This is a genomic window from Serratia sp. TSA_7, assembly GCF_052692135.1.
In genome coordinates this window covers 165,266-183,276 of sequence record NZ_JBQZFU010000003.1, presented here as the reverse complement: position 1 = coordinate 183,276, position 18,011 = coordinate 165,266, and the positions used below count along the sequence as shown (strand labels likewise).

Here is an 18,011-nt window from a genome sequence, read left to right as displayed (position 1 = left end):
CACGCTCCGCCCCCACCAGGCCCCAGAAACAAAAAAGGCGCAACCCAATGGCTACGCCTTCTTAAACTGCCCGTAATGCCGCTACTTGCGTTTCAGCAGCATATACACGCTGATCAGCAGGAATAGCATGCTCGGCAGCAGCGCGCCCAGCACCGGTGGCATGTTGTACACCAGGCTCAGCGGGCCGAAGATCTGGTCCAGCACGTAGAACAGGAACCCGAAGCTGATGCCGGTCACCACACGCACGCCCATCGGCACGCTGCGCAGTGGCCCAAAGATGAACGACAGCGCCATCAGCATCATCACCGCCACAGAGAGCGGCGAGAACACCTTGCTCCACATGTTCAGCTGGTAGCGGTTGGCTTCCTGGCCGCTCTGCTTCAGGTACTTCACGTAGTTGTGCAGGCCGCTGATGGAGAGTGAGGTTGGGTCCAGCGCCACCACGCCCAGTTTGTCCGGGGTCAGGTTGGTTTTCCATTCGCCGGTCAAGGTTTGGGTGCCGGTGACCTGTTTTTCGTTGGTCAGGTCGGAAGTATCCACCTGCGAAAGCTTCCACACACCGTCTTCAAAGCTGGCGGTGGCGGCGTAGCGCACCGTCTCCAGCCTGCGCTGGTCGTTGAAGTGGTAGATGTTCACGCCGGAAAGCTCTTTCTCGCCCGCCACGCGCTCGATGTAGATGAAGTCGTTGCCGTCCTTCGCCCATAGGCCGTTTTTGGTGGAAAGCAGTGAGCCGCCGTACATCTGCTGCGCACGGTAGTTGCGCGCCATCTGGTCGCCCTGCGGCGCCACCCACTCGCCAATCGCCATGGTCAACAGCACCAGCGGGATAGCGGTTTTCATCACCGAGCCGGCGATCTGCATGCGGGTAAAACCGGAAGCCTGCATCACCACCAGTTCACTGCGCGTCGCCAGTTGCCCCAGGCCGAGCAGTGCGCCCAGCAGGGCCGCCATCGGGAAGAACGTCTCGATGTCCTTCGGCACGCTCAGCAGGGTAAACATCCCCGCGCTCAGCGCCGAGTAGTCGCCCTGGCCCACTTTGCGCAGCTGATCGACGAACTTGATGATGCCGGAAAGCGACACCAGCATGAACAGCGTCATGATGATGGTGTTGAAAATCGTCTTACCGATATAACGGTCTAAAACGCCAAACATCAGGCCGCTCCTCTCAGGCGTGCGCGCAGCTTACGCATCGGCACGGTATCCCACAGGTTTAGCGCCAGCGCGATCGCGAAGTACGCCGCGTTGACCACCCACAGCCAGATCATCGGATCCAGCTTGCCTTTGCCGCCGTTAGAGCGCAGCGAGGTCTGCAGCAGGAAGAAAATCAAATACAGCAGGATGGCCGGCAGCATGCTCAGCACGCGGCCCTGGCGTGGGTTCACCACGCTGAGCGGCACCACCAGCAGCGCCATAATGGCCACGGAAAGCACCAGCGTCAGGCGCCAGTGGAACTCGGCGCGCGCGTCCGGGTCATCCGACTGCCATAGCGTCTGCATCGACATCTGCTCGGCCTGGTTGCCGTCAATAGCGACCGCACGGTGGCCCACCACGGCTTTATAATCGTTGAAATCGGTAATGCGGAAGTCACGCAGCAACGCGGTGCCCTCAAAGCGGGTGCCCTTGTCGAGCGTCACCACCTGCGAGCCGTCTTTCATTTGGTTGATCTTGCCGCGCTCGGCCACCACCACGGAAGGGCGCTGGTTGCCGTTCGGCCGCAGTTGCGCCAGGAACACGTCGTTGAAGGTGCTACCCTTGACGTTGCCGATAAACAGCACGGCGTTGCCGTCTTGCGAGGGTTTGAACTGCCCTTCCGCCAGGCCGGCGATGCTCGGGTTGGCTTTCGCCTCGCTGATCACCACGTCCTGATAACGGGAGGCCACCGGGCCGGCCCAGAACACGTTTACCGCCGCCACGGCGGAGGTGATTAGCGCCAGCACCATCGCGGCGATGATCAGGGTGCGTTTACCCAATCCGCAGGCGTGCATAACGGTGATTTCGCTGTCGGTGTACAACCGCCCAAGCGTCATCAACAAGCCGAGAAACAGGCTTAATGGCAGGATTAGCTGCGCCATCTTCGGCACACCCAATGCAAGCAGTGAAAGGACTAAATTTGTCGGGACATTGCCGTCCACCGCATCGCCTAACACCTTGACCAGGTTCTGACAAAAGAAGATCAGAAGCAGGATGAAAAGGATCGCGATTTGGCTCTTTAGCGTTTCCCGTACCAGATATCTTATGATGATCACGCTTATTACGCCTGTGAAAACTTGTCTTTTTGCAGGAAAATCGATAGTTTCATCGCTAATCCGCCATTTATTCTCATCATATGGCAACCGTCATAGCTAAAATAGTATTACAACATCTAGCATTTGGGTGTCCTATAGGAACTTGCCTATAGTCGCCAAAACAGAGCAATTTACGCCGTTCAGGTTAACATAGTTAGTTAACTCAATGGCGGGAGTTCATTACGGAGTTGGGTCATTCTAGCCGTAGCTTCCGCCTTTGTCTTTAAGATTCAGGAGAGTGCATGGAGTTCAGTGTAAAGAGCGGTAGCCCGGAAAAACAGCGCAGTGCCTGTATTGTAGTCGGCGTTTTCGAGCCGCGCCGCCTGTCCCCTATCGCAGAACAACTCGACAAAATCAGTGATGGTTATATCAGCGCATTGCTGCGCCGTGGCGAACTGGAAGGTAAAGTCGGGCAGACATTACTGCTGCACCATGTACCTAACATTCTCTCCGAACGCATCCTGTTAATCGGCTGTGGCAAAGAGCGCGAGCTCGATGAACGCCAGTACAAACAGGTGATTCAGAAAACCATCAATACCCTTAACGATACCGGCTCCATGGAAGCGGTCTGCTTCCTGACCGAGCTGCACGTGAAAGGCCGCAACACTTACTGGAAGGTGCGCCAGGCGGTAGAAACCGCCAAAGAAACGCTCTACACCTTCGATCAGCTGAAAAGCAATAAAGTGGAGCCGCGCCGTCCGCTGCGCAAAATGGTGTTCAACGTGCCGACCCGCCGCGAGCTGACCAGCGGCGAACGCGCTATCCAGCACGGTCTGGCGGTGGCTTCCGGCATTAAAGCGGCGAAAGATCTCGGCAACATGCCGCCGAACATCTGTAACGCCGGTTACCTGGCCTCCCAGGCTCGCCAACTGGCGGACGCCTTCAGCACCAACATCGTTACCCGCGTCATCGGCGAGCAGCAGATGAAAGAGCTGGGGATGAACGCCTATCTGGCGGTCGGCCATGGTTCGCAGAACGAATCATTGATGTCGGTGATGGAATATAAGGGCAACCCGAACCCGGACGCTAAGCCGATCGTGCTGGTGGGCAAAGGGCTGACCTTCGATTCCGGCGGCATCTCGATCAAACCTGCCGAAGGCATGGACGAGATGAAGTACGACATGTGCGGCGCAGCCACCGTGTACGGCGTGATGCGCGTAGTGGCGGAGCTGAACCTGCCGCTGAACGTGATCGGCGTGCTGGCCGGCTGTGAAAACATGCCGGGCGGCAGCGCTTATCGTCCGGGCGACGTGCTGACCACCATGTCCGGCCAGACCGTCGAGGTGCTCAACACCGACGCCGAAGGCCGCCTGGTGCTGTGCGACACCCTGACCTACGTCGAGCGTTTCGATCCGGAGCTGGTGATTGACGTCGCCACCCTGACCGGCGCCTGCGTGATCGCGCTGGGCCACCACATCACCGGCCTGATGTCGAACCACAACCCGCTGGCGCACGAACTGATCGGCGCGTCCGAACAGGCCGGCGACCGCGCGTGGCGTTTGCCGATGGCCGACGAGTACTACGAGCAGCTGGACTCCAATTTTGCCGATATGGCGAACATTGGCGGCCGTCCGGGGGGTGCCATCACCGCCGCCTGCTTCCTGTCGCGCTTCACCCGCAAGTACAGCTGGGCGCACCTGGACATCGCCGGCACCGCCTGGCGTTCCGGCAAGGCCAAAGGGGCAACCGGGCGTCCGGTAGCCTTGCTGTCTCAGTTCCTGTTGAACCGTGCTGGACTGAACGGCGACGATTAAATCTGAGCGGTAATTCAGGTATAATCCCGAGGGGCACAGCATGCTGTGCCCCTACATTTTTTTATAGGCAGCGGTGAATCAGATGATCAAGCAGGCAACGTTCTATCTTATTGAACACGCGGAACCGGCAGGCGCGCTCAGCGCGCATGAGGCCGTGGCCTGCGCCGTTGCCGCCGAACGTTGGCGTTCCGGCAAGCGGGTGTTGATCGCCTGCGAGAGCCAGGAACAGGCCCAGCGGCTGGACGAAGCGCTGTGGCAGCGCGATCCGCACCAGTTCGTGCCGCACAACCTGGCCGGCGAAGGCCCGCACTACGGCGCGCCGGTAGAATTGTGCTGGCCCGGCAAACGCGGCAACTCCCCACGGGATCTGCTGATCGCCCTGCTGCCGCAGTTTGCAGATTTTGCTACTGCTTTCCATGAAGTGGTAGACTTCGTCCCTTACGAAGACACCCTGAAACAGTTGGCGCGCGACCGATATAAAGCCTATCGCAGCGTCGGCTTCCATTTGACCACGGCAACGCCGCCAACTCACTGAACAACGATATAAAATGGAAAAGACAAACAGTCATCTCGATACCGCATACGACCCGAAAGAGATCGAACAGAAGCTGTACGATCACTGGGAAAACCAGGGTTACTTCAAGCCAAACGGCGATACCAGCCAGGAAAGCTTCTGCATCATGATCCCGCCGCCGAACGTCACCGGCAGCCTGCACATGGGCCATGCCTTCCAGCAGACCATCATGGACACCATGATCCGCTACCAGCGCATGCAGGGGAAAAACACCCTGTGGCAGGCCGGTACCGACCACGCCGGTATCGCTACCCAGATGGTGGTTGAGCGCAAGATCGCCGCAGAAGAAAACAAAACCCGCCATGACTATGGCCGCGACGCGTTCATCGACAAAATCTGGCAGTGGAAAGCGGAATCCGGCGGCACCATTACCCGCCAGATGCGCCGTCTGGGCAACTCCGTCGACTGGGAGCGCGAGCGCTTCACCATGGACGAAGGCCTGTCCAATGCGGTACGCGAAGTGTTTGTCCGCCTGCACAAAGAAGATCTGATCTACCGCGGCAAGCGTCTGGTGAACTGGGATCCGAAACTGCGCACCGCCATCTCCGATCTGGAAGTGGAAAACCGCGAGTCCAAAGGCTCGATGTGGCACCTGCGCTACCCGCTGGCTGACGGCGCCAAAACCGCCGAAGGCAAAGACTATCTGGTGGTCGCCACCACCCGTCCGGAAACCGTGCTCGGTGATACCGGCGTGGCGGTGAACCCGGAAGATCCGCGCTACAAAGACCTTATCGGCAAAGAAATCATTCTGCCGCTGGTTGGCCGCCGCATCCGCATCGTCGGCGACGAACACGCCGATATGGAAAAAGGCACCGGCTGCGTGAAAATCACCCCGGCGCACGACTTTAACGACTACGAAGTCGGTAAACGTCACGGCCTGCCGATGATCAACATCCTGACTTTCGACGGCGATATCCGTCAGGAAGCGGAAGTGTTCAACACGCTCGGCGAAATCTGCACCGACTACTGCAACGAAATTCCGGCCCAATACCGTGGCCTGGAGCGTTTCGCGGCGCGTAAAGCGGTGGTTGCCTCCTTTGAAGAGCTTGGTTTACTGGAAGAGATCAAACCGCACGACCTGACGGTGCCTTACGGCGACCGCGGCGGCGTGGTGATCGAGCCGATGCTGACCGACCAATGGTACGTGCGCACTGCGCCGCTGGCGAAAGTGGCGGTGGAAGCCGTTGAGCAAGGCGAAATTCAGTTCGTGCCGAAGCAGTACGAAAACATGTACTTCAGCTGGATGCGCGACATTCAGGACTGGTGCATCTCCCGTCAGCTGTGGTGGGGCCACCGCATTCCAGCCTGGTACGACGTGAACGGCAAAGTCTACGTTGGCCGCAGCGAAGAAGAAGTACGCAGCGAAAACAACCTGGGCGCCGACGTGGTGCTGAACCAGGACGAAGACGTGCTGGACACCTGGTTCTCTTCCGGCCTGTGGACCTTCTCTACCCTGGGCTGGCCAGAGCAGACCGACGCGCTGAAAACCTTCCACCCGACCAGCGTGATGGTCAGCGGCTTCGACATCATCTTCTTCTGGATTGCGCGCATGATCATGCTGACCATGCACTTCATGAAGGACGAAAACGGCAAGCCGCAAGTTCCGTTCAAGACGGTCTACATGACTGGCCTGATCCGCGACGACGAAGGGCAGAAAATGTCCAAGTCGAAAGGCAACGTCATCGATCCGCTGGACATGGTTGACGGCATCTCGCTGGAAGATCTGCTGGAAAAACGTACCGGCAACATGATGCAGCCGCAGCTGGCGGAAAAAATCCGCAAGCGCACCGAGAAGCAGTTCCCGAACGGTATCGAACCGCACGGCACCGACGCCCTGCGCTTCACCCTGGCGGCGCTGGCCTCTACCGGCCGTGACATCAACTGGGACATGAAACGCCTGGAAGGCTACCGCAACTTCTGTAACAAGCTGTGGAACGCCAGCCGCTTTGTGCTGATGAACGCGGAAGGTCAAGACTGCGGCTTCAACGGCGGCGAGAAAGTGCTGTCGCTGGCGGACCGCTGGATCCTGGCCGAATTCAACCGCACGGTGAAGGCTTACCGCGAAGCGCTGGACACCTATCGCTTCGATCTGGCCGCCAACATTCTGTATGAATTCACCTGGAACCAGTTCTGCGACTGGTATCTGGAGCTGACCAAGCCGGTGGTGAGCAACGGCAGCGAAGCGGAACAGCGCGGCACCCGCCACACGCTGATCACCGTGCTGGAAGCCCTGCTGCGCCTGGCGCACCCGGTGATCCCGTTCATTACCGAAACCATCTGGCAGCGCGTGAAAACCCTGACCGGCGAAACCGCAGACACCATCATGCTGCAGCCGTTCCCAGAGTACGACGCCGCGCTGGAAGACACGCAGGCACTGAACGACCTGGAGTGGATCAAACAGGCGATCACCGCGGTGCGTAACATCCGCGCCGAGATGAATATCGCCCCAAGCAAACAGCTGGACGTGCTGCTGCGTAACTGCAACGCCGACGCCCAGCGCCGCGTGCAGGAGAACCAGAGCTTTATCGAACGTCTGGCGCGCCTGGCGTCTATCGCCCTGCTGCCAGCGGGTGACAAAGGCCCGTTATCAGTCACCAAACTGGTAGACGGTGCCGAGCTGCTGATCCCTATGGCCGGCTTTATCGATAAAGACGCTGAAATCGCGCGTCTGTCGAAAGAGATGGGCAAGCTGGATGCGGAAATCGCCTCGATCGAAGGCAAGCTGTCGAACGAAGGCTTTGTGGCGCGCGCACCGGAAGCGGTGGTCGCCAAAGAGCGTGAGCGTCTGGCGGCCTGCAAAGAAGGCAAAGTGAAACTGCAAGAGCAGCAGGCGAGCATCGCCGCGCTGTAATCTGTCGATTCGCTGCAACAGCTGAAAACAGCGGGGAGATCCCCGCTGTTTTTTTATCGCCGTTGCATCCGGCCCGGTTAAGATGTTATTACAAGGTATTAATGCCGCATGGACGCCGCCAGGGAATAAACCCGGCGCCTTTTGTGCTGCGATAAAAATGAAATTCCGGGGTTGTAATGACCCCTTCTATGGCGAGTGTAAACATGACAACAGCAACCCCAGTGCGTCTTCTGGTGCGCCCAATAACGGCTGACGACAATGCCGCTATTGCTAACGTCATTCGCGAAGTCTCCGCCGAGCACGGTTTGACGGCGGATAAAGGCTATACCGTTTCCGACCCCAATCTGGACGTCTTGTATCAGCTCTACAGCCTGCCGCGCAGCGCTTATTGGGTGATAGAAGTCGACGGTCAGATTGCCGGCGGCGGCGGCATTGCCCCGCTGCAGGGCGGTGAAGACGATATTTGCGAATTACAGAAAATGTATTTTCTGCCGGTTTTGCGCGGCAAGGGCCTGGCGAAACGCCTGGCGTTAGAAGCCCTGGAGTTTGCCCGTCAACAGGGCTTCCGCTGTTGTTATTTAGAAACCACCGCCAGTCTGACGCAGGCCATCGGGCTGTATGAGCATCTGGGCTTCGAACACATCGACTGCGCCATGGGCACCACCGGCCACGTCGACTGCGAAGTTACCATGCTGAAAACGCTTTAATCAGACTTCTGAACAGGGGCCGCATGCAGTGGCCCTACTCAGAAGCCCGCACTTTTCCCCTCATTCCCCCCTTGATCGCCCACTCAATCCGGCTCAGTACCAGGCTGGTGAGGTACGACACCAGGATCAACAGCAGCAGTACCAGCGGCGTATAGCGCGGCGCAAAAATCAGTTTCTGGGTGAAGTAATAGCAGTAGAAGCTGTGGGTCAGCCACATGTACATCGAATGTTTGCCCAGCTCAACCACCACCTTGTTCACCCTGCTGCCCAGCGCGTCGGCGGTTTTCATCATCGCGATAATAAACAGCGGCGTCACCAGCAGCAGCCCCGGATTATGGGCAACGATAAACACCGCCACGGTTACCACCAGCAAGATCAACGGATGGGTGCGCCCCAGCGTGGCTATCAGCTTCGCCGGCCACGAGCCCGCCGGGGCCTGTTGGGTACGGCCAAACACCATGCCAAAACCAAAAGGCAGCAGCCAGGTGCAATACTCGATAAGCATCTGCGGTGCCCAAGGGAAATACTGCAATCCCCTGCCGCACAGCGCCGCCGCAAACAGCAGCCCCAGCAAGGTCGTCGTATTCAGTTTCGACAGCAGCGGCAGCGAGAGCACATACAGAACATAAAGTTTGAAGAACCACCACTCGCTGTTGTAGGTGGATTTGAGGCCAATCAGGTTTTCGATAAACAGCGACGGCGAAAGGGAATATCTTTCACCCGGAAAGAAAATAATGCCGATCGGCACAAAGATAAACAACACTATCCAGTAGCTGATATATAAATTCTTCAGCTTGCCCCAGATATATTTAAAAGAAATTTCTTTTTTAAGTGAAAAACCGTAACCGGACAAGAACAGGAACATCGACACGCAAATCTTGCCGAACAGGCCAAGATACATCTCAATATTTATCCCGCTAACGATATAATACACCGGAATATCAGGGCTAATTCGACTTGGATAGGCAAACAAGTGGTGGATCAACATCAGAATGATGGCAATCCCTTTTAAATAATTAGACTTATTAATTGAAATTTCCATATTTCTTAATATATTATCCGCTAACAAGTGTCGTCATCATATAGCAGCCCCACTTCCCTGACACTTTCTTTCTAATCAGATTAATCCCATATTTAATTTCTCGGTAAAAAACAAAGACGCAGCGATTTTATTAACGCGTTTCTCCCAGGCTCGTTACCGTTTTTTGCTATCCCACGGCCCCAAAACCCTGCCAGAAGCGACGCACTCAAAATCATTAACATGGTCATGTTTTAATTTACTTATATAAAAACAATAAAATCAAAGAAATAACAAAAAACAAAAGTCAAAAAATCATATTTTTTGTGATATTCATTAACAAATTAACGATTGCAAATTGACCTCTTGCCGCCTTGCGATACTCTGCCCTGACAGGCTTATGCCGCATTCGCACGGGGAACAGTCATGTCGGAAAACGCTTTTGATTACATCATTGTCGGCGCAGGCTCCGCCGGTTGCGTACTGGCCGCGCAGTTAATCCGCCGCACCCAGGCGCGGGTGCTGCTGCTGGAAGCCGGCGGCGACGACAATAACCTGTTCATCAAGATGCCGGCCGGCGTGGCGAAGATCATCGCCAAAAAAAGCTGGCCGTATGAAACCGAACCGGAACCGCACGCCAACAACCGCCGCATGCAAATTGCCCAGGGCAAAGTGTTGGGCGGCAGCAGTTCGGTCAACGGCATGATCTACATTCGTGGCCAGCGGCAGGATTACGACGAATGGGCCGAACGTTACGGCTGCGTCGGCTGGGGCTATCAGGACGTGCTGCCCTACTTCAAACGCGCCGAGGCCAACGAGAGCCTGTCCGACGCTTATCACGGCGGCGAAGGGCTGCTGCCGGTCAGCGAGAACCGCTACCGCCACCCGCTCAGCATGGCGTTTATCCGCGCCGGCCAGGAACTGGGCCTGCCTTACCGCAACGATTTCAACGGCGACAGCCAGCACGGCGTGGGCTTTTATCAGACCACCACCCACAACGGCGAACGCGCCAGTACCGCCCGCACCTATCTGAAAGCGGTGCGTAACGAGCAACGGCTGGTGGTGAAACTGAACGCGCTGGTGCATCGGGTGCTGTTCGACGGCAACATGGCCACCGGCGTGGTGTATAGCCAGAACGGCGGCGGCGAAGTCACCGCGCAGGCCGCAAAAGAAGTGATCCTCAGCGCCGGCGCGGTAGGCTCGCCGAAGATCCTGATGTTATCCGGCATTGGGCCGCGCGAACACCTGCAACAACTGGGGATCGAGCCGCGCGCGGACTTGCCGGTGGGCAAAAACTTTCACGATCACCTGCATATGTCGATCAACGTCAGCACCCGCGAGCGGGTCAGCCTGTTCGGCGCCGATCGCGGCCTGCAGGCGCTGCGCCACGGCACCGAATGGCTGGCGTTCCGCAGCGGCGTGCTCACCTCCAACGTGCTGGAAGGCGCCGCCTTCTCCGACAGCCTGGGCGACGGCCGGCCGGACGTGCAGATCCACTTTCTGCCGCTGCTGGACAGCTGGGACGACGTGCCCGGCGAGCCGCTGCCGAATATTCACGGTTTCACGCTGAAGGTCGGCTACCTGCAACCGAAGGCGCGCGGCGAAGTGCTGCTGCGCAGCCGCGATCCGCGCGATCCGGTCAAGCTGCACGCCAATTATCTCGGCCACCCGGAAGATCTGGCCGGCAGCGTGCGCGCGGTGAAGTTCGGCCTGCGCTTCCTGCAAACCGCCGCCCTCAAGCCGATCGTCAAAGATCTGCTGATGCCGCAGCCGGCATGGCTGAACGATGAGGCGCAACTGGAGGAGTTCGTGCGTAACTTCTGCAAAACGGTGTATCACCCGGTAGGCAGCTGCCGCATGGGCCAATCGCCGCAGGACTCGGTGACCGATCTGCAACTGCGGGTACACGGCTTTGAACGGCTGCGGGTGATCGATTGCTCGGTGATGCCGCAGGTGACCAGCGGCAACACCAATGCACCGACCATCATGCTGGCGGAAAAAGCGGTGGATTTGCTGCTGGGCGCGCCGACGTGAAAACCGGGCGCCCGGCAGTCAGACGGCGGCGGGCACGCCGCTGTGGAAACGCAGCTCGCTGTCCGGCGACAGGATCAGCTCAGCTTCAATGCGGCCGAAGTGAGCCACCCGCTCGCTGATGTCGCCGCCGGCAATCTGCTCGGCCAGCGTCAGGTAATCCTGATAATGCCGTGCCTCGGAGCGCAGCAGCGAGACGTAGAAACGGTTTAACTCGTCGTCCAGATGCGGCGCCAACCGGGCGAAGCGTTCGCAGGAGCGTGCTTCGATATAGGCGCCGCAGATCAGCTTATCGATCAGCGTGGCCGGATCGTGGGTGCGAACCTCGCGGATCATGCCTTTGGCATAGCGGCTGGCGGTGATTTTCTTGTAGGGAATGCGCCGCGCCTGCATGATTTCCAGCACCTGCGAGAAATGGTGCAGCTCTTCTTTGATCAGCAGCACCATCTTGTCCGCCAGATCCTGCCCGTAGGCCGAACCGTTTTTCGGCAAGATTTTCCTGGTGAACTGGCCCTGGCGGAACAGCGCTTCCGGCTCGCCCTGCGCTTCATGCAGAAAAGCCTCGTAGGGCCTGAGCAGCGCCAGCAAGGCATCGCCGCTCTCTTTGTCCGCCACGTAGCGGCGAATCAGCCACATGCCGGTCTGCGCCGCTTTCAGCTCGCACACCATATGGTCGGTCAGCAACAGCGGCAGGTTTTCCGGACGCCGCGCAGCGTCGATCCAGCCATCGGGCGTTTCGCAGTGCAGGAAGTTTAAAATCGGGGATAACAGGGATTGGTATTTCATCAGCTTAATAGCCCTATGGCTTTCAAGTTGCAGCTAGGCAACCAGCTCGCTCATCCCCAGGCGCTTACTTCAGTAAGTGACTGGGGTGAGTGAGTGCAGACAACAACGCTGCGGCTTGAAAGACGACGGGAGAGGCCGGCTTGCGCCGGCCCACAGCATTAATCAGTGGCGTTTGCCGTCGTCATCTTCGTCGATCAATTCACCGTCTTCTTCATCATCCTCACCGTCTTCACCGTTCGGATCTTCATAGTAGGTGCCCCAACCGTCGTAGTTAACGCCGCAACGTTCCGCCAGCGCCAACAACTGCTCTACCTGAGTGTCGATCAGTTCGGCATTCAGGCCGACTTCGCTGATCACGTCGCAGCACATGACCAGCGTGCCGTCTTCCACTTCCAGTTCTTCGGCGTCGGTCACTTCGTAGCCCAGCTTGAAGGCTTCGACAGCAGCCTGCTCCAGCACTTCAAACTTTTCAGCAGAGAGGTGGTGTTCGATGGTGTAGAGCGCATCCGGATCGCTGCCGTCTTCCAGCAGTTCTTCGATGATCAGGCGGGTCTCTTCACGTTGTTCTTCCAGCTGTTCGCGGTTTGCCATGCCTATATCCTCAAGTCAAATGGCCTGTATTCCTTCTATTTTCACACACCGCCGCCATAGCTGCCACGATAAACGTGAAAGATTTCTGCTTCGGGGTTGAAATTGAATATTCATACATATAAAGTGAATTTTAATTCAATTAAAACGATCAGGACATGCGGAAATGAGTACGATGAACCCGTTCTACAAACGTCACTTTCTGAGATTAATGGATTTCACGCCGACAGAGCTGCTGGCGCTGCTGCGGCTTTCGGCCGAATTGAAGCAGGCCAAAAAGCAGGGTAAGGAAACGCGGCGTCTGCAGGGCAAGAACATCGCGCTCATCTTCGAAAAAGACTCGACACGCACCCGTTGCTCTTTCGAAGTTGCCGCTTTCGATCAGGGCGCCCAGGTCACCTATCTCGGCCCCAGCGGCAGCCAGATCGGCCATAAAGAATCGATGAAAGACACCGCCCGCGTGTTGGGCCGGATGTATGACGGTATTCAATACCGCGGTTACGGCCAGCATCTGGTGGAAACCCTGGCCACCCACGCCGGCGTGCCGGTATGGAACGGGCTGACCAATGAATTCCACCCCACCCAGTTGCTGGCGGACCTGCTCACCGTGCAGGAACAGCTGCCGGGCAAACCCTTGAGCGAGGTGAAATTCGCTTACCTCGGCGACACGCGCAACAACATGGGCAACACCTTGCTGGAAGCGGCCGCGTTGGCGGGCATGGATCTGCGCCTGGTGGCGCCGAAAGCCTGTTGGCCGCAGCCGGAGCTGGTGGCCGAGTGTCAGGCGCTGGCGCAACAGACCGGCGCCAAGATCACCCTGACCGAAGACATTGCCGAAGGGGTGAAAGACGCGGATTTCCTGTACACCGACGTGTGGGTGTCGATGGGCGAACCGAAAGAAACCTGGCAGGAGCGGATCGCGCTGCTGAAACCCTATCAGGTCAATATGGCGATGGTGAAACTGACCGGTAACCCGAACGTCAAATTCCTGCATTGCCTGCCGGCGTTTCACGACGACCAAACCACCCTCGGCAAACAGATGGCGGAACAATACGGGCTGCAAGGCGGCATGGAAGTCACCGATGAAGTGTTCGAATCCGCGCACAGCGTGGTGTTCGATCAGGCCGAAAACCGCCTGCATACCATCAAGGCGGTGATGGTCGCCACGTTGAGCGAAACGATTTAAAGCATATTGCCGGGGCGCGTCACGCACAGGCAATGGGGCGCGCAGGTCTGCCGGCTTGCGTGCCCCACCCCCCTTCCCCGCTCTGGCCCCCCCGGCCGGCGCGCCTAATATATTCTTGTCATATCAAATAGCCGATTGACCTTTGCCAGCCTTGGGCAAAGGTTCTACCGTGGCAGACTAACGGCAAAACTGCCGTGAAAACTAACGATAACAACTACTTCTCAGCACTGCCGTGCAGTGCCTTCAGGGGATACGCACCGATGAAAGCCAAAGTCCTGCCGCTGTTAATGCTTGCCGCCCTGTCCACCTCTGCGCTCGCCGCCACCCCGGCCAACACGCTGGTGGTGGTGCAATCGCTGGACGATATCGTCAGCCTGGATCCGGCGGAAGCCAACGAGCTGTCCAGCATCCAGACCGTGCCCAGCCTGTATCAGCGGCTGGTGCAGGCGGATCGCGATGATCCGGCGAAAGTGGTGCCGGTGCTGGCGGAAAGCTGGCAGGGCGATGCGGCGGCAAAAACCCTGACCGTCAAACTGCGCCCGCAGGCGACGTTCGCCTCCGGCAACCCGCTGACCGCCGACGACGTGATTTTCTCCTACAGCCGCGCGGTGAAAATGAACAAATCGCCGGCGTTTATCCTCAACGTGCTCGGCTGGCTGCCGGACAACATTGATGCGCACCTGAAGAAAATCGACGAGCACAGCCTGCAACTGAGCTGGACGGCAGACGTCAGCCCGGCGGTGGCGCTGAATATTCTCTCCACGCCGATCGCCTCGATCGTCGACAGCAAGGCGGTGCAGCCGAACGCCAAAGACGGCGACTACGGCAACGCCTGGCTGAAAATGCACTCCGCCGGCAGCGGGCCGTTCAAAATGCGCGTCTACCAGCCGCATCAGGCGATCGTGCTGGACGCCAATCCAACCTCGCCGGGCAGCAAACCCTTGCTGCACAGCATCATCATTAAAAGCGTGCCGGACCCGGCCACCCGCCGCCTGCTGATCCAGCAGGGCGACGCCGATGTGGCGCGAGAGCTTGGCCCGGACCAGACCCTGGCATTAAAAAATCAACCGGGCGTGAAGGTGTTGGAAATTCCGTCCGCCGAGCAGAACTATTTAGTGTTCAACACCGGCAACGCCGCCAATCCGCTGCTGAAAAATCCGGCCTTCTGGGAGGCGGCGCGCTATCTGATCGATTATCAGGGCATTACCAAGGATCTGCTGAAAGGCCAGTATTTTGTGCATCAGAGCTTCCTGCCGGTCGGGCTGCCGGGCGCGCTGGAAGACAACCCGTTCAGCTTCGATCCGGCCAAGGCCAAGGCGATCCTGGCCAAGGCCGGCATCACCAACGCCACCCTGACGCTGGACGTGGAGAACAAGCCACCGTTTATCACCATCGCCCAGGCGTTGCAGGCCAGTTTTGCCCAGGGTGGCGTGAAGCTGGATCTGTTGCCGGCCGCCGGCAGCCAGGTGTATTCGCGGGTACGCGCCAAACAGCACCAGGCGGCGATCCGCCTGTGGATCCCGGATTATTTTGATGCGCATTCCAATGCCAGCGCCTTCGCCTATAACGACGGCAAAACCAGCACGGTCGCGGGCCTCAACGGCTGGCAGATCCCGCAGTTGAGCAAACAGACGCTGGCGGCGGTAGCCGAAGCCGATCCGGCCAAACGCACCGCGCTGTACACCGCCATGCAACAGGAGCTGCAACGCAGTTCGCCGTATGTGTTTATCGATCAGGCCAAAACCGAAGTGGTGCTGCGCGAGAACGTCAAAGGCTACCAGCAGGGCCTGAACGCCGACATGGTCTACTACGATCGCGTCAGCAAATAACCGGCAAGCGGCCATCGCCGGCCAATCGATTGCGAAGCGGCAAAAATCGGCGTTTTAGCGCTTGCAGTGGCGAAAAGCGCGAGTATAATGCGCGACAATTTGCCAGGAGAAAGCATGAAAAACGCCATGTGTTTTGTTAGCCGCAACCGACAAAACCGACCGCCAATCGGCGGCCAACTGCCGTTGTTTCTCCTGTTGCTAAACCGATCGTTTCAAGCCCCTCGTTGAGGGGCTTTTTTTTGCCTTAAAAAGCCCCGCGCCACGGGCACGAGTCGAGGAGAGTGAAAAATGGCCAACCCGCTGTATCACAAACATATCATCTCTATTAACGATCTCAGCCGCGAGGATCTGGAGCTGGTGCTGCGCACCGCCGCCAGCCTGAAAGCCACCCCGCAGCCCGAGTTGCTCAAGCACAAGGTGATCGCCAGCTGCTTCTTCGAAGCCTCGACCCGCACCCGCCTGTCGTTCGAAACCTCGATGCACCGCCTCGGCGCCTCGGTGGTCGGCTTTGCCGACGGCAGCAATACGTCGCTGGGCAAGAAAGGCGAAACGCTGGCCGACACCATCTCGGTCATCGGCACCTACGTAGACGCCATCGTGATGCGTCACCCGCAGGAAGGCGCCGCGCGGCTGGCGACGGAATTTTCCGGCGGTGTTCCGGTGCTCAACGCCGGCGACGGCGCCAACCAGCACCCGACCCAAACGCTGCTCGACCTGTTCACCATCCAGGAAACCCAGGGCCGCCTGAACAACATCAATATCGCCATGGTCGGCGACCTGAAATACGGCCGCACCGTACACTCGCTGGCGCAGGCGCTGGCCAAGTTCGAAGGCAACCGCTTCTACTTTATCGCCCCGGATGCGCTGGCGATGCCGGCTTACATCCTGAAAATGCTCGAAGAAAAAGGCATCGAGTACAGCCTGCACAGCAGCATTGAAGAAGTGGTGCCGGAGCTGGATATTCTCTACATGACCCGGGTGCAGAAAGAGCGCCTGGATCCTTCGGAATACGCCAACGTGAAGGCGCAGTTCGTGCTGCGCGCGGCGGATCTGGCCGGCGCGCGCGCCAATCTCAAAGTGCTGCACCCGCTGCCGCGCATCGACGAGATCACCACCGACGTGGATACCACGCCGTACGCCTACTACTTCCAGCAGGCAGGCAACGGCATCTTCGCCCGCCAGGCGCTGCTGGCGCTGGTATTAAACGCAGATTTGGCTCTTTAAGGGGGAACCGTCATGACTCACGATAACAAACTGCAGGTTGAAGCGATCAAGTGCGGTACGGTGATTGACCATATTCCGGCGCAGGTGGGCTTTAAGCTGCTGACGCTGTTCAAATTGACCGCCACCGACCAGCGCATCACCATCGGCCTGAACCTGCCCTCCAACGAGCTGGGCCGCAAAGACCTGATCAAAATCGAGAACACCTTCCTGACCGAGCAGCAGGCCAACCAGCTGGCGATGTACGCGCCGAAAGCCACGGTGAACCGCATCGACAACTACGAAGTGGTGCGCAAGCTGACTCTCAGCCTGCCGGACCATATCGACGGCGTGCTGACCTGCCCGAACGGCAACTGCATCAGCCGCAGCGAGCCGGTGGCGTCCAGCTTTGGCGTGAAATCCCGCGACGGCGAGGTGCACCTGAAATGCCGCTACTGCGAGAAAGAGTTCGACCATCAGGTGGTGCTGCAGGCGGATTGAAATATACCCATTTGCCGGGAACGACGCTGTTAATCCGCTCGTCACTCCCTATAATGAGTCCCTGAAGATAATCTACCCACGTTGCTACCCAATGGATTTCGAGCCGCAGCCAGGCGGCAAGTACGGGAGTCCCCAGGAGCTGACTCAAGTCAGTGACTGGGGTGAGCGTACGCAGCCAACAACGTTGCGGTTTGAAAGACGAAGGGTATATCAGGAGAAAAAATGTCACGTAACATCAGCACTGAACTCGCCCCGGCAGCCATTGGTCCTTACGTGCAGGGCGTTGATCTGGGCAGCATGATCATCACTTCCGGCCAGATCCCGGTGGATCCGAAAACCGGCGCAGTGGCCGACGACGTTTCCGCACAGGCACGCCAGTCGCTGGAAAACGTTAAAGCGATCGTTGAAGCCGCCGGCCTGAAAGTCGCCGACATCGTGAAAACCACGGTGTTCGTGAAAGATCTGAACGATTTCGCCACCGTAAACGCCGCTTACGAAAGCTTCTTCACCGAGCACAACGCGCCGTTCCCGGCCCGTTCCTGCGTCGAAGTGGCCCGTCTGCCGAAAGACGTGAAAATCGAGATCGAAGCCATCGCCGTTCGTCGTTAATGCCACGACCGCCGCGCCCAACGGTCAGCCATCGGCTGGCCGTTTTTATTTGTCCCGCCTGAAGCAACGATCCGTTAGGGTGCGCTATCAGG

The 18,011-nt window shown here is 58.3% G+C and carries 15 protein-coding genes; 10 read left to right on the top strand and 5 right to left on the bottom strand.

What is annotated here, in order from left to right:
- Nucleotides 1-81 precede the first annotated feature (81 nt).
- Entirely contained in the window at nt 82-1,152 is a 1,071-nt protein-coding gene (lptG, locus tag ACUTQW_RS13275; RefSeq protein ID WP_020438362.1) for an LPS export ABC transporter permease LptG, read from the bottom strand.
- A complete protein-coding gene (lptF, locus tag ACUTQW_RS13270; RefSeq protein WP_020438361.1) occupies nt 1,152-2,246 on the bottom strand; it encodes an LPS export ABC transporter permease LptF in 1,095 nt (364 codons plus the stop codon). Before lptF ends, lptG begins: the two co-directional genes overlap by 1 nt.
- Before the next feature lie 281 nt (nt 2,247-2,527).
- On the opposite strand from lptF, the gene pepA reads away from it, so the two are divergent.
- From pepA to ACUTQW_RS13250, 4 genes are all read left to right on the top strand, one after another.
- Nucleotides 2,528-4,039: a leucyl aminopeptidase gene (gene pepA / locus ACUTQW_RS13265; protein ID WP_062869416.1), complete on the top strand. Its 1,512-nt coding sequence runs from the start codon at nt 2,528-2,530 to the stop codon at nt 4,037-4,039.
- An 85-nt stretch (nt 4,040-4,124) separates the two neighbouring features.
- A complete protein-coding gene (locus ACUTQW_RS13260) occupies nt 4,125-4,574 on the top strand; it encodes a DNA polymerase III subunit chi (protein WP_012005017.1) in 450 nt (149 codons plus the stop codon).
- Between the two features lie 13 nt (nt 4,575-4,587).
- Entirely contained in the window at nt 4,588-7,464 is a 2,877-nt protein-coding gene (locus ACUTQW_RS13255) for a valine--tRNA ligase (protein WP_445654874.1), read from the top strand.
- 203 nt (nt 7,465-7,667) lie between these two features.
- Nucleotides 7,668-8,171, top strand: a complete 504-nt coding sequence (locus tag ACUTQW_RS13250) for a GNAT family N-acetyltransferase (protein ID WP_037432108.1) — start codon at nt 7,668-7,670, stop codon at nt 8,169-8,171.
- A 34-nt stretch (nt 8,172-8,205) separates the two neighbouring features.
- On the opposite strand, the gene ACUTQW_RS13245 is transcribed toward ACUTQW_RS13250, so the two are convergent.
- Nucleotides 8,206-9,213, bottom strand: a complete 1,008-nt coding sequence (locus ACUTQW_RS13245; RefSeq protein WP_037432107.1) for an acyltransferase family protein — start codon at nt 9,211-9,213, stop codon at nt 8,206-8,208.
- A 402-nt stretch (nt 9,214-9,615) separates the two neighbouring features.
- Between ACUTQW_RS13245 and ACUTQW_RS13240 the strand changes: the two genes are divergently transcribed.
- On the top strand, nt 9,616-11,223 hold the full coding sequence (locus ACUTQW_RS13240) for a GMC family oxidoreductase (protein WP_006323359.1): 1,608 nt from the start codon (nt 9,616-9,618) through the stop codon (nt 11,221-11,223).
- Nucleotides 11,224-11,241: 18 nt separating this feature from the next.
- Here ACUTQW_RS13240 and miaE read toward each other — a convergent pair whose 3' ends face one another.
- Complete coding sequence (miaE, locus tag ACUTQW_RS13235) at nt 11,242-12,006, bottom strand: tRNA isopentenyl-2-thiomethyl-A-37 hydroxylase MiaE (RefSeq protein ID WP_020438359.1); 765 nt, start codon at nt 12,004-12,006, stop codon at nt 11,242-11,244.
- A 162-nt stretch (nt 12,007-12,168) separates the two neighbouring features.
- Nucleotides 12,169-12,597: a ribonuclease E inhibitor RraB gene (gene rraB / locus ACUTQW_RS13230; protein ID WP_006323358.1), complete on the bottom strand. Its 429-nt coding sequence runs from the start codon at nt 12,595-12,597 to the stop codon at nt 12,169-12,171.
- Between the two features lie 163 nt (nt 12,598-12,760).
- Here rraB and argF point away from each other — a divergent pair, with 163 nt between their 5' ends.
- The 5 genes from argF (at nt 12,761) to ridA (ending at nt 17,919) form a co-directional block, all read left to right on the top strand.
- The gene (gene argF / locus ACUTQW_RS13225; RefSeq protein ID WP_004953024.1) at nt 12,761-13,780 is read left to right on the top strand and encodes an ornithine carbamoyltransferase; all 1,020 of its coding nucleotides are present in this window, start codon (nt 12,761-12,763) and stop codon (nt 13,778-13,780) included.
- A 260-nt stretch (nt 13,781-14,040) separates the two neighbouring features.
- Complete coding sequence (locus ACUTQW_RS13220) at nt 14,041-15,609, top strand: ABC transporter substrate-binding protein (RefSeq protein ID WP_064799551.1); 1,569 nt, start codon at nt 14,041-14,043, stop codon at nt 15,607-15,609.
- A 288-nt stretch (nt 15,610-15,897) separates the two neighbouring features.
- The gene (gene pyrB / locus ACUTQW_RS13215; protein WP_004953017.1) at nt 15,898-16,833 is read left to right on the top strand and encodes an aspartate carbamoyltransferase; all 936 of its coding nucleotides are present in this window, start codon (nt 15,898-15,900) and stop codon (nt 16,831-16,833) included.
- 12 nt (nt 16,834-16,845) lie between these two features.
- Entirely contained in the window at nt 16,846-17,310 is a 465-nt protein-coding gene (pyrI, locus tag ACUTQW_RS13210; RefSeq protein WP_004953014.1) for an aspartate carbamoyltransferase regulatory subunit, read from the top strand.
- A 222-nt stretch (nt 17,311-17,532) separates the two neighbouring features.
- Complete coding sequence (ridA, locus tag ACUTQW_RS13205; protein ID WP_004953012.1) at nt 17,533-17,919, top strand: 2-iminobutanoate/2-iminopropanoate deaminase; 387 nt, start codon at nt 17,533-17,535, stop codon at nt 17,917-17,919.
- The last annotated feature ends 92 nt before the right edge of the window (nt 17,920-18,011 follow it).